The sequence below is a fragment of the Plantibacter sp. MPB07 genome (genome assembly GCF_046619465.1).
GTDB lineage: Bacteria > Actinomycetota > Actinomycetes > Actinomycetales > Microbacteriaceae > Plantibacter > Plantibacter auratus.
The window spans coordinates 3,018,930-3,032,014 of the sequence record NZ_CP177043.1; the positions used below are offsets into that span (position 1 = coordinate 3,018,930).

At 65.6% G+C, this 13,085-nt stretch carries 12 protein-coding genes and 2 tRNA genes; 11 read left to right on the top strand and 3 right to left on the bottom strand.

Going from position 1 to position 13,085, the window contains the following annotated elements; translation table 11 throughout:
- Positions 1-6 precede the first annotated feature (6 nt).
- The 3 genes from yidD to rpmH are packed head-to-tail and all read right to left on the bottom strand — an operon-like array spanning position 7 to position 822.
- Positions 7-318 (bottom strand): membrane protein insertion efficiency factor YidD, encoded by a 312-nt coding sequence (gene yidD, locus ACLIME_RS13960; RefSeq protein WP_079003764.1) that lies wholly within the window; start codon positions 316-318, stop codon positions 7-9.
- On the bottom strand, positions 315-746 hold the full coding sequence (gene rnpA, locus ACLIME_RS13965; protein ID WP_338000133.1) for a ribonuclease P protein component: 432 nt from the start codon (positions 744-746) through the stop codon (positions 315-317). Before rnpA ends, yidD begins: the two co-directional genes overlap by 4 nt.
- Positions 685-822, bottom strand: a complete 138-nt coding sequence (gene rpmH, locus ACLIME_RS13970; RefSeq protein WP_056010217.1) for a 50S ribosomal protein L34 — start codon at positions 820-822, stop codon at positions 685-687. Before rpmH ends, rnpA begins: the two co-directional genes overlap by 62 nt.
- Before the next feature lie 327 nt (positions 823-1,149).
- Here rpmH and dnaA point away from each other — a divergent pair, with 327 nt between their 5' ends.
- The 11 genes from dnaA (at position 1,150) to ACLIME_RS14025 (ending at position 13,054) form a co-directional block, all read left to right on the top strand.
- Positions 1,150-2,571, top strand: coding sequence for a chromosomal replication initiator protein DnaA (gene dnaA / locus ACLIME_RS13975; protein ID WP_064294038.1), 1,422 nt, complete (start codon positions 1,150-1,152; stop codon positions 2,569-2,571).
- Positions 2,572-3,039: 468 nt separating this feature from the next.
- Complete coding sequence (gene dnaN / locus ACLIME_RS13980) at positions 3,040-4,191, top strand: DNA polymerase III subunit beta (RefSeq protein ID WP_064294037.1); 1,152 nt, start codon at positions 3,040-3,042, stop codon at positions 4,189-4,191.
- A 17-nt stretch (positions 4,192-4,208) separates the two neighbouring features.
- Positions 4,209-5,099: a phosphogluconate dehydrogenase (NAD(+)-dependent, decarboxylating) gene (gnd, locus tag ACLIME_RS13985; protein WP_064294036.1), complete on the top strand. Its 891-nt coding sequence runs from the start codon at positions 4,209-4,211 to the stop codon at positions 5,097-5,099.
- A 160-nt stretch (positions 5,100-5,259) separates the two neighbouring features.
- A complete protein-coding gene (gene recF, locus ACLIME_RS13990) occupies positions 5,260-6,489 on the top strand; it encodes a DNA replication/repair protein RecF (protein ID WP_411557286.1) in 1,230 nt (409 codons plus the stop codon).
- On the top strand, positions 6,482-7,006 hold the full coding sequence (locus ACLIME_RS13995; protein WP_079704322.1) for a DUF721 domain-containing protein: 525 nt from the start codon (positions 6,482-6,484) through the stop codon (positions 7,004-7,006). Before recF ends, ACLIME_RS13995 begins: the two co-directional genes overlap by 8 nt.
- A 123-nt stretch (positions 7,007-7,129) precedes the next feature.
- Positions 7,130-9,139: a DNA topoisomerase (ATP-hydrolyzing) subunit B gene (gene gyrB / locus ACLIME_RS14000; protein ID WP_079704323.1), complete on the top strand. Its 2,010-nt coding sequence runs from the start codon at positions 7,130-7,132 to the stop codon at positions 9,137-9,139.
- Positions 9,140-9,246: 107 nt separating this feature from the next.
- Positions 9,247-11,871 (top strand): DNA gyrase subunit A, encoded by a 2,625-nt coding sequence (gyrA, locus tag ACLIME_RS14005; protein ID WP_124767837.1) that lies wholly within the window; start codon positions 9,247-9,249, stop codon positions 11,869-11,871.
- On the top strand, positions 11,861-12,268 hold the full coding sequence (locus tag ACLIME_RS14010) for a DUF3566 domain-containing protein (RefSeq protein ID WP_056010202.1): 408 nt from the start codon (positions 11,861-11,863) through the stop codon (positions 12,266-12,268). The genes gyrA and ACLIME_RS14010 overlap by 11 nt, the downstream gene beginning before the upstream one ends.
- A gap of 87 nt (positions 12,269-12,355) precedes the next feature.
- Positions 12,356-12,429: transfer RNA gene (locus tag ACLIME_RS14015), tRNA-Ile, on the top strand.
- Positions 12,430-12,484: 55 nt separating this feature from the next.
- Positions 12,485-12,557 (top strand) — tRNA-Ala (locus tag ACLIME_RS14020).
- 74 nt (positions 12,558-12,631) lie between these two features.
- Positions 12,632-13,054 carry an NUDIX hydrolase gene (locus ACLIME_RS14025; protein ID WP_159876518.1) on the top strand — a complete coding sequence of 141 codons (423 nt, stop codon included), beginning with the start codon at positions 12,632-12,634 and terminating at the stop codon, positions 13,052-13,054.
- Positions 13,055-13,085 lie beyond the last annotated feature (31 nt).

Consider the following 13,085-nt stretch of genomic DNA (forward strand, 5'->3'; position numbering starts at 1 on the left):
TGCGGGTCAGCCCTTTCCGTGGCTCGGTTGCACGACAAATCCGTGAGAAGTGACGCTGTACCGGAAGTTCTTCTTGGGTGGCACCTCGTCGAAGCGAGGTGCTGCCCAGGGGTGGCATCTCGCGATGCGGGCCGCTGCCATCGCCGAACCGACGACGACACCGTGTTGCTGCACCGCTCCCAGAGCGTACGCGGAACAGCTGGGGTAATACCGGCAGACGTCGCCGTATAGCGGAGAGATCGCGGCGCGATACCCGCGAAGCGCCAGCACCGCAGCATTGCGGGGCGCGAGGCAGGTGGCAGCGAGGACGCCGTTCATCGGTGCGCGTCCGAACTCTCGACGATGACGCCGCGTTTGGCGAAGGCGCGATCGACCTCGGCATGGAGCGAGGCGAACGGCGCCGTCGCTGCAGACGGCAGCGCCCGGATGACCACGTCAGCGCCGTGGGCAGCCTGAACGACGCTGTCGTGACAGATGGCCTTCAAACGACGTCTGACAAGATTGCGGGTCACTGCATTACCGACCGTTTTCGCAACGATGAACCCGAAGCGCGGCTGTCCGCCCTTCGGGTTCATGCGTACGTACGTGACCGTGTGCTCGCCGACGAACCGGGACCCGCGACGAACTACCCCTCGGTAGTCGTCGCCGGACGTGATCCGGCTCGCACGCTCGAGCACGACGGCTCTACGCGGAGAGTTCGGTGCGGCCCTTGGCGCGACGAGCCGACAGGATGCCGCGGCCGGCACGCGTGCGCATGCGCAGACGGAAGCCGTGCTTCTTGGCGCGACGACGGTTGTTCGGCTGGAAGGTTCTCTTGCTCATAATTACGATCTCCGGATCATGACCCACCACTGCACAGGTGGCAGCAGGGTACGGAAGGGTGCCCGTGGGCAGAAGTCAACTGATTAAACCTACGGTCTACTCGCGCGAAGGTCAAACCAGCGGCGCCCAAACGAATGATTATCCACAGGATTCACAGAAATTGTAGCAGTGACACGCAGGGCGGCCGTACAGTGATTTGGGACTGGGGCGACGTGTTGTTAGCGTAAGCCCTCGGGTTATGCACAGCGTGTGGATAGCACCGCGCTCAGCCCCGAATACTCAGGGGAGAGCCTGTGGATGAACCTGTGAGTATGTGTGGGGAGAACTATGTCGGACGCCGACGATGCGATCGCTGAGACCTGGCAATCGGTGCTCGAGATCCTCTCCGTCGACGACCGCATCACCCCGCCGCTCCGCGGGTTCCTCAACCTCATCGTCCCCAAGGGCATCATGGGCGGCACCTTCTACCTGGAGGTGCCCAACGAGTTCACGATGGGCATGCTCAACCAGCGCATGCGGGCACCGATCCTCGCCGCACTCGCGTCCATCGTCGACGGCGGCCCCGTCGGCAACTACGCGATCGTCGTCAACCCCGACATCGTCGAGGAACGGTACGAGCAGACCGGCTTCCAGCACATCGACCCGGCACCGCTCGAGTCACCGCAACCGCAGCTGACCCCGACCCCCACGCTGCCGGCTCGCGAGAACGACACCCGACTCAACCCGAAGTACAGCTTCGACAACTTCGTCATCGGTCAGTCCAACCGGTTCGCGCACGCGGCCGCGGTCGCCGTGGCCGAAGCGCCGGCCAAGGCCTACAACCCGCTGTTCGTGTACGGCGACTCCGGGCTCGGCAAGACCCACCTCCTCCACGCCATCGGCCACTACGCGATGAACCTCTACGCGGGGATCCGCGTCCGGTACGTGTCCAGCGAGGAGTTCACGAACGACTTCATCAACTCGATCGCCAACAACCGCGGCTCGTTCTTCCAGTCGCGGTACCGCGACATCGACATCCTGCTGATCGACGACATCCAGTTCCTCCAGGGCAAGGCGGAGACGCAGGAGGCGTTCTTCCACACCTTCAACACCCTGCACGATCACAACAAGCAGGTGGTCATCACCAGCGACCTGCCGCCGAAGGCGCTCACCGGCTTCGAAGAGCGGATGCGTTCGCGCTTCGAGTGGGGACTCATCACCGACGTCCAGGCTCCCGACCTCGAGACGCGCATCGCGATCCTGCGCAAGAAGGCGCAGAACGAGAAGCTGCACATCCCGGACGAGGTCCTCGAGTTCATCGCCACCAAGGTGTCGAGCAACATCCGTGAGCTGGAGGGCACGCTCATCCGGGTCGTCGCGTTCGCGAGCCTGAACCGGACCGCCGTCGACATGACGTTGGCCCAGACGGTGTTGAAGGACGTCATCAGCCTCGACGACGACAACGTCATCTCGCCGATCGACATCATCAACACGACGGCCGACTACTTCAAGCTCTCGGTCGACGACCTGTACGGCTCGAGCCGGTCGCAGGCGGTCGCGACGGCGCGTCAGATCGCGATGTACCTCTGTCGCGAGCTCACGAACCTCTCACTCCCGAAGATCGGTCAGCTGTTCGGCAACCGGGACCACACGACGGTGATGTACGCCAACCGCAAGATCACCGACCTCATGCAGGAGAAGCGGTCGATCTACAACCAGGTGACCGAGCTCACGAGCCGCATCAAGCAGAACCTCCGCTACGGCGCCTGACGCGTCCTGGTGAACGTTTCCGGCCCCTCGACGCACTCGGTGCGCTCGAGGGGCCGATTTCGTTCATCAGGCGACGACGAGCGCTCATTCGACGACATGATCCGCGTCCGATCTGTCCACATTCCGACCTCGCAGGCCTGTGGATAACCTGTGGAGAGATGTGGAAGCTCCGGGCAGGCTTGTGAGTGAACATCGTTCACCGGCCTCCGCGTCCCACACCCTCGTGTCGTTCTCTCCACAGGCCACCACCAAGTTACACACATGTAGTTCCCTGTGTTCGAGCGGGTTCGGCGGACTTATCCACAGTTTCCACACCGGTTAAGACTGTTAACCGTTAATTCAATGATCTCTCCGCCAAACAACCTTTCCCCAGGCCCGCTTCTCCACAGCACCTCGTCCCACTCGACCCCGGAAGCAGACCCACTAGCATTGGTGACGTCATCGAGAGCCAGAGACAGGGGACTTGTCGTGCGATTCAGCGTCAACCGGGATGTATTCAGCGAAGCCGTCTCGTTCGCAGTGAAGCTGCTCCCGCAGCGCCCGACGCTGCCGATCCTGAACGGCATCCTCATCGAAGCCGGTGACGACGGTCTCATCCTGTCCTCCTTCGACTACGAGGTCTCCAGCCAGACCGGCATCGCGGCCGAGGTCGAGGAGGCCGGCACGGCACTCGTCAACGGCCGGCTGCTCTCGGAGATCGCCAGCCGCCTTCCAAACGCGCCCGTCCGGTTCAGCAAGGTCGAGAACCGCATCGAGGTCACCTGTGGTTCTGCCCGGTTCACGCTCGGATCGATGCCCGTCGAGGAGTACCCGACGATCCCGCAGGTCGACGCCGACTTCGGCCTCGTGCCCGCCGACGAGTTCGCCACCGCAGTGAGCCAGGTCGCTGTCGCCGCAAGCCGCGACGACGTGACCCCGGTCATCACCGGCGTGCAGCTCGAGGTCTCCAAGACGAGCCTCAGCCTCGTCGCGACCGACCGCTACCGCGTCGCGGTCCGCGAGATCGACTGGGACTCGGGCCAGGGCGACGGTTCCAGCGAGACGATCACAGCCCTCGTGCCGGCCCGCACGCTCCAGGAGGTCGGCAAGACCTTCGGCCACAGCGGCAACATCAACGTCGCGATCACGAATCGCGACGACCGCGAGCTCATCGCGTTCCGGGCCGACCGCAAGACGGTCACCTCGCTGCTGATCAAGGGCAACTTCCCGCCGGTCAAGCGGCTCTTCCCCGAGACGACCGACAACTACGCGATCATCAACACCGCGGAACTCATCGAGGCGACCAGGCGCATGTCGCTCGTCCTCGAGCGCGAAGCGGCTCTCCGCTTCACCTTCACCATCGACGGCCTCACGCTCGAAGCCGTCGGATCCGAGCAGGCGCAGGCATCCGAGGGCATCGACGCCCTCCTCACCGGCGACGACATCGTGCTCTCCCTCAAGCCGCAGTTCCTGATCGACGGTCTGACCGCGGTCCGGAGCGAGTACGTGCGGTTCTCGTTCACGAAGACGGAGAACACGAACAAGCCGGGACCCATGCTCATCACGAGCCAATCCTCCAAGGATCAGCCGGGTGCCGACAGCTACAAGTACCTGCTGCAGCCGAACCTGCTGCTGCGCTGACACGCAAAGGATCCACCATGCACATCGGTCTCGTCGGTCTCGGCAAGATGGGCAACAACATGCGCACGCGTCTGCGTGCGAACGGCATCGAGGTCACCGGTTTCGACCGGAACCCCGATGTCACCGACGTCGCGACGATCAGCGACCTCGTCGCTGCGCTCCCGGCACCTCGCACGGTTTGGGTCATGGTCCCCGCCGGGGCCATCACCGACTCCGTCGTCGAGGAGCTGAACGGCCTGCTCGAGGCCGGCGACCTGATCATCGACGGCGGCAACAGCCGCTTCACGGACGACTTCAAGCACGCTGAACTGCTGTCGGCGAAGGGCATCGACTACATCGATGCCGGCGTCTCCGGCGGTGTCTGGGGTGTCGACAACGGCTACGGCCTCATGGTCGGCGGTTCCAAGGAGCAGGTGGAGCGGGTCATGCCCGTCTTCGACGCCCTGCGTCCTGAAGGCCCGCGCGATGAGGGCTTCGTCCACGTCGGAGAGGTCGGCGCCGGCCACTACGCGAAGATGGTGCACAACGGCATCGAGTACGCGCTCATGCAGGCGTACGCTGAAGGCTTCGAGCTCCTCGACAAGCGCGAGGACATCATCAAGGACGTGCCCGGCACCTTCAAGGCCTGGCAGCGCGGCACCGTCGTGCGGTCCTGGCTGCTGGAGCTCCTCGTCCGCGCCCTCGAGGAGGACCCGGACTTCGAGCAGATCGAGGGCTACGTCGAGGACTCGGGTGAGGGCCGCTGGACGATCGAGGAGGCCATCGCGAACGCGGTGCCCGTCCCGACCATCTCGGCATCGATCTTCGCCCGCTTCGTGTCGCGCCAGGAGGACTCGCCGGCCATGAAGGCTGTCGCCGCACTCCGCAACCAGTTCGGCGGACACGCGGTCAAGAAGGCCGACGACTGACGACACGACGTCTCCTGACGAACGAAATCGACCCTCCCGGAGCCTTCCGCTCCGCTGGAGGGTCGATTTCGTTCACCCTGCGTCGTCGTGACGGGCGCGCTCGGACGTCCGACGGCGCCCCGACCCGTTCGGCGTCAGGGCGAGGCGGTAGGGTGACGTGGTGATCGTGCGGCACTTGAATCTCACCGACTACCGCAACTACGCGGTGGTCGATGTGGCGCTCGAACCCGGACCCAATCTGTTCGTGGGTCGCAATGGCCAAGGCAAGACCAACCTCGTCGAGGCGATCGGATACCTCAGCAGCCTCGGGTCCCATCGGGTCTCCTCCGAACAGGCGCTCATCCGACACGGTGCCGACGCGGCGATCATCAGGGCGCGCATCGTGCATGACGGTCGTGAGCTGCTCGCCGAGGTGCAGCTCAACCGGGGTTCGGCCAACCGCGCGCAGGTGAACCGGTCGCAGATCAAGCCGCGCGAACTGCCGCGGTACGTGTCCACCGTGCTGTTCGCCCCGGAGGACCTCTTGATCGTCCGAGGCGACCCGTCGGCGCGCCGGCGGTTCATCGACCAGCTCCTCGTGCAGCGGATCCCCCGCCTGGCCGGGGTGATGGCCGACTACGACCGCTCCCTGAAGCAGCGGAACTCGCTCCTCAAGTCGGCGAGGGCGCGTGGGCTGAAGTCCGGGCCCCTGGCGACGCTCGACCTCTGGGACGACCGACTCGTGCAGTACGGCACGGAGATCATCGCCGAACGTCTGCAGCTCCTGGCCATGCTCGGTGGGCCACTGCGTGCCGCGTACGAGGCCGTGGCCGGCGACGATCACCGACCGGTCCTCCTGCCCGTGCTCAGCATCGCCGGCACCGATGCGGAGGACGAGTCGGCAGCCGCCGATCCCACGGAGGGCGTGGAGCCGGGCGCGCCCGTCGATCTGGCGCGCATCGCGGAACGGTTCCGTGCTGCGCTCGCGCAGCGTCGGTCGGCCGAGCTCGAGCGGGGCCTGACGCTCGTCGGACCGCACCGCGACGACGTGTTCTTCGGTCTCAACGGGCTGCCGGTCAAGGGCTACGCGAGCCACGGCGAATCGTGGTCGTTCGCGCTCGCCGCCAAACTCGCCTCGGCCGAGCTCCTCCGGGCCGACTCGTCCCTCGGCGACCCGGTGCTCATCCTCGACGACGTCTTCGCCGAGCTCGATTCGCGACGCCGGGAACGCCTCGCGGCCGCGGTCGCGGAGTACGACCAGGTCATCATCACCGCGGCCGTGTTCGACGACGTCCCCGAACGGTTCACCGCGCACGTCGTGCGCATCGAGGCCGGACGGATCGTCGACGGTCCGGAAGATGCGGCCGGCCCAGTGAACGAGCCGTTCCCCACGGAGTCGACGCATGACTGAGCCGCGGCGACTCGGACGGGACGCCGACCCGGCGGGGGAACTCTCCGCCACGGTGTACCTCCGGTTCAAGGAGATCTTCGGTGGCGAACGGATCTCCCGTGATCGCAAACGCCGCGAACGCTCGGCCGAGGGGCCTCAGGACTCGGTGCCGTACGGTGTCGGTCGCGACCCCAAGGGCCTCGGGACGGTCATCGATTCGCTGACCGCCGGACTCGGGTGGAACTCGCCACTCGCCCAGCACGAGGTCCTCGGGAACTGGGCGGAGTTGTGCGGCGAGGACACCGCCAGGTACTCCGAACCGGTGTCGATCGCGGACGGCGTCCTGCTCGTCCAATGCCAGTCGACGGCCTGGGCGACACAGCTGCGGCACATGCGCCACGAGATCCTCGTCCGCATCGCCGAACGCTATCCCGACGCCGGTGTCGACACGATCCGTTTCCAGGGCCCCGGAGCACCCTCCTGGAAAAGAGGCCCCAGGTCGATCCCAGGGCGTGGTCCACGCGATACTTACGGCTAGGGAGGCAAATACGGCCTCCGGGCATGGAAAAGTGCCTCAAACGGGCGTTTTCTCGCGGCTTCACGGGGTCTGTTTGGTAGGATGGAACGGTCGAATCTCGACGGTTTGGAGCCCTCTTTTCCTATGACATCAGAACCCAACACGCACGCCCAAGACTCTGATTACGGCGCAAGTGCCATCCAGGTTCTCGAAGGTCTCGAAGCCGTCCGGAAGCGGCCCGGTATGTACATCGGGTCCACCGGTCCACGTGGTCTGCACCACCTGGTCTACGAGATCGTCGACAACTCCGTGGACGAGGCCCTCGCCGGCTACTGCGACACGATCCTCGTGACCATCCTGGAGGACGGCGGCGTCCGCGTCATCGACAACGGTCGAGGCATCCCGGTCGACATCCACCCGGTCGAGAAGAAGTCGACCGTCGAGGTCGTCCTGACCATCCTGCACGCCGGCGGCAAGTTCGGTGGCGGCGGGTACGCGGTGTCCGGTGGGCTCCACGGCGTCGGTTCGTCCGTCGTCAACGCACTGTCCACGCGCCTCTCGGTCGAGGTCCGTCGTCAGGGTTCGGTCTGGCGCCAGAGCTTCCAGCACGGTGTCCCCGACGCCCCGCTCCACGAGGACGAGCCGTCGTCCGAGACGGGCACCACGATCACCTTCTGGCCGAGCGCCGAGACGTTCGAGACGACGGAGTTCGACTACGAGACGCTCCGGACCCGCTTCCAGCAGATGGCGTTCCTCAACAAGGGCCTCCGCATCGAGCTCGCCGACGAGCGGCCGTTGCGCGACGCCATCGAGGCCGAGGACGTCGACGACAATTCGGCGGCCCACTCGCAGCGCAAGGACGTCTTCTTCTACGAGCGCGGTCTCGAGGACTACGTCGAGTACCTGAACAAGGCCAAGCGTGCCGAGCTCGTCCACGACGAGATCATCTCCTTCGAGTCGGAGAACACCGAGCGCAAGATCGCGCTCGAGGTCGCGATGCAGTGGACGACGGCGTACAACGAGAGCGTCCACACCTACGCGAACACGATCAACACGCACGAGGGCGGTACCCACGAAGAAGGGTTCCGTGCGGCGCTCACCACGCTCGTGAACCGGTACGCACGCGAGAAGGGCATCCTCAAGGAGAAGGACGACAACCTCTCCGGCGACGACGTCCGCGAGGGCCTCACGGCCGTCATCTCCGTCAAGCTCTCCGAGCCGCAGTTCGAGGGCCAGACGAAGACCAAGCTCGGCAACACCGAGGCGAAGGCGTTCGTGCAGAAGGTCGTCAGCGAGCAGCTCAACGACTGGTTCGACCGCAACCCCAACCAGGCCAAGGAGATCATCCGGAAGGCGCTGCAGGCCGCGACCGCTCGTCTCGCCGCCCGCAAGGCCCGCGAGACGGCCCGTCGCAAGGGTCTCCTCGAGGGTGGCGGCATGCCCGGCAAGCTCAAGGACTGCCAGTCGAAGGACCCGTCGCTGTCCGAGATCTTCATCGTCGAGGGTGACTCCGCAGGCGGCTCCGCCGTGCAGGGTCGCAACCCGGAGACCCAGGCGATCCTCCCGCTCCGTGGCAAGATCCTCAACGTCGAGAAGGCACGCCTCGACCGCGCGCTCGCGAACAACGAGGTCCAGGCCATGATCACGGCCTTCGGTGCCGGCATCGGTGAGGACTTCAACCCCGACAAGGTGCGGTACCACAAGATCGTGCTCATGGCCGATGCCGACGTCGACGGCCAGCACATCACGACGCTGCTGCTGACGCTCCTGTTCCGCTACATGCGCCCGCTCGTCGACCTCGGCTACGTGTACCTCGCGCAGCCGCCGCTCTACCGCCTGAAGTGGTCGAACGCCGACCACCAGTACGTGTACAGCGACCGCGAACGCGACGCCCTCCTCACCGACGGTGTCGCCTCGGGCAAGCGCATCCCGAAGGAGAACGGGATCCAGCGCTACAAGGGTCTCGGCGAGATGAACTACAAGGAGCTGTGGGAGACCACGATGGACCCGCAGACGCGGACGCTCCTCCAGGTCACCCTCGACGACGCCGCGGCTGCCGATGAGATCTTCTCCACGCTCATGGGCGAGGACGTGGAGTCCCGCCGGACCTTCATCCAGAAGAACGCGAAAGACGTCCGCTTCCTCGACATCTGAGTGGCACGAACCACCCTCATCCATCGGTCACTGAGCTTGTCGAAGTGATCCACCTCGCATCAAACAGGCCCTTCGACAAGCTCAGGGACCAGGAGAAGTAAGAGAACATGGCAGACGAAACCAACGACGAGATCACGGTCCCGGACGAGGACCACGGCGTGCACGGACGGATCGACCAGGTCGACCTGCAGCTCGAGATGCAGCGCAGCTACCTCGACTACGCGATGAGCGTCATCGTCGGCCGCGCCCTGCCCGACGTCCGCGACGGCCTGAAGCCCGTCCACCGCCGCGTGATCTACGCGATGTACGACGGCGGCTACCGCCCCGACCGCTCGTTCTCCAAGTGCGCGCGCGTCGTCGGCGACGTCATGGGTCAGTTCCACCCCCACGGCGACACGGCCATCTACGACGCGCTCGTCCGCCTCGTGCAGCCGTGGAGCCTGCGGTACCCGTTGGCGCTCGGCCAGGGCAACTTCGGCTCACCGGGCAACGACGGCGCGGCCGCCCCTCGGTACACCGAGACGAAGATGGCCCCGCTCGCCATGGAGATGGTGCGCGACATCGACGAGGAGACCGTCGACTTCCAGCCCAACTACGACGGCGAGTCCCAGGAGCCGGTCGTCCTGCCCGCGCGCTTCCCGAACCTGCTCGTCAACGGGTCCGTCGGCATCGCGGTCGGCATGGCCACGAACATCCCGCCACACAACCTCCGCGAGGTCGCCGACGGTGCCCTCTGGCACCTGGCGAACCCCGAGGCCAGCCGGGACGAGCTCCTCGAGGCACTCATGCAGCGCATCAAGGGGCCGGACTTCCCGACCGGCGCGCAGATCCTCGGTATCAAGGGCATCCAGGACGCCTACCGCACGGGTCGCGGTTCCATCACGATGCGGGCCGTCGTGAACGTCGAGGAGATCCAGGGCCGGACCTGCCTCGTCGTCACCGAGCTCCCGTACCAGGTGAACCCCGACAACCTCGCGCTGAAGATCGCCGACCTCGTCAAGGAGGGTCGTCTCGGCGGCGTCGCCGACATCCGCGACGAGACCTCCGGTCGCACCGGCCAGCGGCTCGTCATCGTGCTGAAGCGCGATGCGGTCGCGAAGGTCGTCCTCAACAACCTCTACAAGCACACGCAGCTGCAGGACAACTTCGGCGCGAACATGCTCGCGATCGTCGACGGCATCCCGCGGACGCTGCCGCTCGACGGGTTCATCACCAACTGGGTGACGCACCAGGTCGAGGTCATCGTCCGCCGCACCGTGTTCCGACTCCGCAAGAAAGAGGAGCGCGCACACATCCTCCGCGGCTACCTGAAGGCGCTCGACGCACTGGACGAGGTCATCGCGCTCATCCGCCGCTCGCCGTCCGCCGACGAGGCGCGCACGGGCCTCATGGACCTCCTCGAGATCGACGAGCTCCAGGCCAGCGCGATCCTCGACATGCAGCTGCGTCGTCTCGCCGCCCTCGAGCGTCAGAAGATCATCGACGAGGCAGCCGAGATCGAAGCGCAGATCGCCGACCTCAAGGACATCCTCGCGAAGCCGGTCCGCCAGCGCGAGATCGTCAGCGAGGAGCTGACCGCGATCGTCGACAAGTACGGCGACGACCGCCGCACCGAGATCATGTTCGGCTTCGACGGCGACATGAACATGGAAGACCTGATCCCCGAAGAGGAGATGGTCATCACGGTCACGCGCGGCGGGTACATCAAGCGCACGCGCAGCGACAACTACCGTCAGCAGCACCGCGGTGGCAAGGGTGTCAAGGGCGCCCAGCTGCGCGCGGACGACGTGGTCGACCACTTCTTCGTCACGACGACGCATCACTGGCTCCTCTTCTTCACGACCAAGGGCCGCGTGTACCGCGCGAAGGCCTACGAGCTGCAGGAGGCCGGCCGCGACGCCAAGGGCCAGCACGTGGCCAACCTGCTCGCTATGCAGCCCGACGAGGAGATCGCCGAGATCCTCGACATCCGCGACTACGAGGCCGCGACGTACCTGGTCCTCGCGACGCACGACGGCCTCGTCAAGAAGACGGCGCTCTCGGAGTACGACACGAACCGCTCGGGCGGCATCATCGCGATCAACCTGCGCGAGGGCGACGAGCTCACCTCCGCGCTGCTCGTGGAGAACGACAGTGACGTCCTGCTGGTGTCCCGCAAGGGCATGTCGATCCGCTTCACGGCGAGCGACGAGACCCTGCGACCGATGGGACGCGCGACGAGCGGCGTCATCGGCATGCACTTCCGCGACGACGACAAGCTGCTCTCGGCGTCGGTGCTGCCGTCCGTCGAGGGTGAGGAACGCGAGGCGTTCGTCTTCGTCGTGACGGAGGGCGGCTACGCGAAGCGCACCAACATCGACCAGTACCGCGGCCAGAACCGCGGTGGTCTGGGCATCAAGGTGGCCAAGCTGAACGACGATCGAGGCACCCTCGCGGGCGCCCTGATCGTCGACGAGAGCGACGAGGTCCTTGTGGTTCTTGCCAGTGGCAAGGTGGTAAGGTCTGCCGTGGCCGAAGTTCCAGCGAAGGGGCGCGACACGATGGGCGTCGTCTTCGCACGTTTCGCGGAGAGCGACCGAATCATCGCGCTGGCCAAGAACAGTGACCGAAACCTTGAGACCCAGGATGTTCCGGAGACGGTTGCAGACGCAGCCGCCCCGGAGGGTGCAGAACCCGAGGCATCCGTGCCGGACGAGACTCCGGCGATGAAGGAAGAAGTAGATGAGCAGTAGCGTCGCAGAGAAGTTGGCCAAGAAGTCGACCAAACGCACCAGCACCAAGCAGGTGCGCCTGAAGCTGGTGTACATCGACTTCTGGTCGGCGGTGAAGCTGTCGTTCCTGGCGGCGATCGCGGTCGCCGTGGTCATCGTGGTGTTCTTCTTCCTCGTCTACACGGTGCTCAACACCACCGGTGTCTTCACGAAGGTCGGTGGCCTGTTCACCGACATCGCCGGACCGGGGAACAACATCCTGCAGTACGTCAACCTGCCGCAGGTCATGGCCTTCGCCGGCATCGTGGCGCTGCTCAACCTCATCGTCATCACGCTGATGGGAGCGCTCCTCGCGGGGCTCTACAACCTCAGCGTGAAGATCACGGGTGGCCTCCTCGTCGGGTTCACCAACAACTGACGCTCCGTCGGGTCGGCGCCGCCCCGTGCGGCGCGGCTCGATTATGAGTTGCGGCGGGAATCGGGTAGTCTCAACAAGGTTCAAAACGGGGCTATAGCTCAGGCGGTTAGAGCGCTTCGCTGATAACGAAGAGGTCCCAGGTTCAAGTCCTGGTAGCCCCACCCTGCACGACCAGCAACACACCGATTGGATCGGATCTCCGGATCTGTTCCATCCGGGGCCTTAGCTCAGTTGGTAGAGCGCCTGCTTTGCAAGCAGGATGTCGGGAGTTCGATTCTCCCAGGCTCCACAGTCCAGAAACGCCCTCGGCAGACGCCGGGGGCGTTCTCCGTTGTCGCGGGGCCCGGCGGTTAGGCTGACGGCATGGATATCCGCGTCGCTGCATATGCCGTCATCGTCGACGAACGGGGCATGCTCCTCTCCCACTGGAACGAGAGCGGACACAGCGGATGGACGCTCCCCGGCGGCGGGATCGACCCCGGTGAGGACCCGGCCGACGCGGCCGTCCGCGAGGTGTTCGAGGAGACCGGCTACCACGCCGAGCTCGACGACTTGATCGGCGTCGACTCGCAGGTCGTTCCGGCGGAGCGTCGCCTCAATACGACGGCCACCGGGCCGCTCCACACGTTGCGCATCGTCTACCGGGCGCACCTCACCGGTGGCACGCTGACCTACGAGGCCGACGGCAGCACCGACTACGCCGCGTGGTACCCGCTCGAGGAGGTCGGCTCACTCGACCGCGTCAGCCTCGTCGACGTCGGACGACGCTTCGCCGGCCTCATCTGAGCACAGCTCTCACAACACGAAGCCCCTCCCC

Bases quoted from the DNA above. Each gene is read 5' to 3' on its own strand.
- yidD (WP_079003764.1), bottom strand. From the start codon at position 318: ATGAACGGCGTCCTCGCTGCCACCTGCCTCGCGCCCCGCAATGCTGCG.
- rpmH (WP_056010217.1), bottom strand. From the start codon at position 822: ATGAGCAAGAGAACCTTCCAGCCGAACAACCGTCGTCGCGCCAAGAAG.
- dnaA (WP_064294038.1), top strand. From the start codon at position 1,150: ATGTCGGACGCCGACGATGCGATCGCTGAGACCTGGCAATCGGTGCTC.
- gnd (WP_064294036.1), top strand. From the start codon at position 4,209: ATGCACATCGGTCTCGTCGGTCTCGGCAAGATGGGCAACAACATGCGC.
- ACLIME_RS13995 (WP_079704322.1), top strand. From the start codon at position 6,482: ATGACTGAGCCGCGGCGACTCGGACGGGACGCCGACCCGGCGGGGGAA.
- gyrB (WP_079704323.1), top strand. From the start codon at position 7,130: ATGACATCAGAACCCAACACGCACGCCCAAGACTCTGATTACGGCGCA.
- gyrA (WP_124767837.1), top strand. From the start codon at position 9,247: ATGGCAGACGAAACCAACGACGAGATCACGGTCCCGGACGAGGACCAC.
- ACLIME_RS14010 (WP_056010202.1), top strand. From the start codon at position 11,861: ATGAGCAGTAGCGTCGCAGAGAAGTTGGCCAAGAAGTCGACCAAACGC.
- ACLIME_RS14025 (WP_159876518.1), top strand. From the start codon at position 12,632: ATGGATATCCGCGTCGCTGCATATGCCGTCATCGTCGACGAACGGGGC.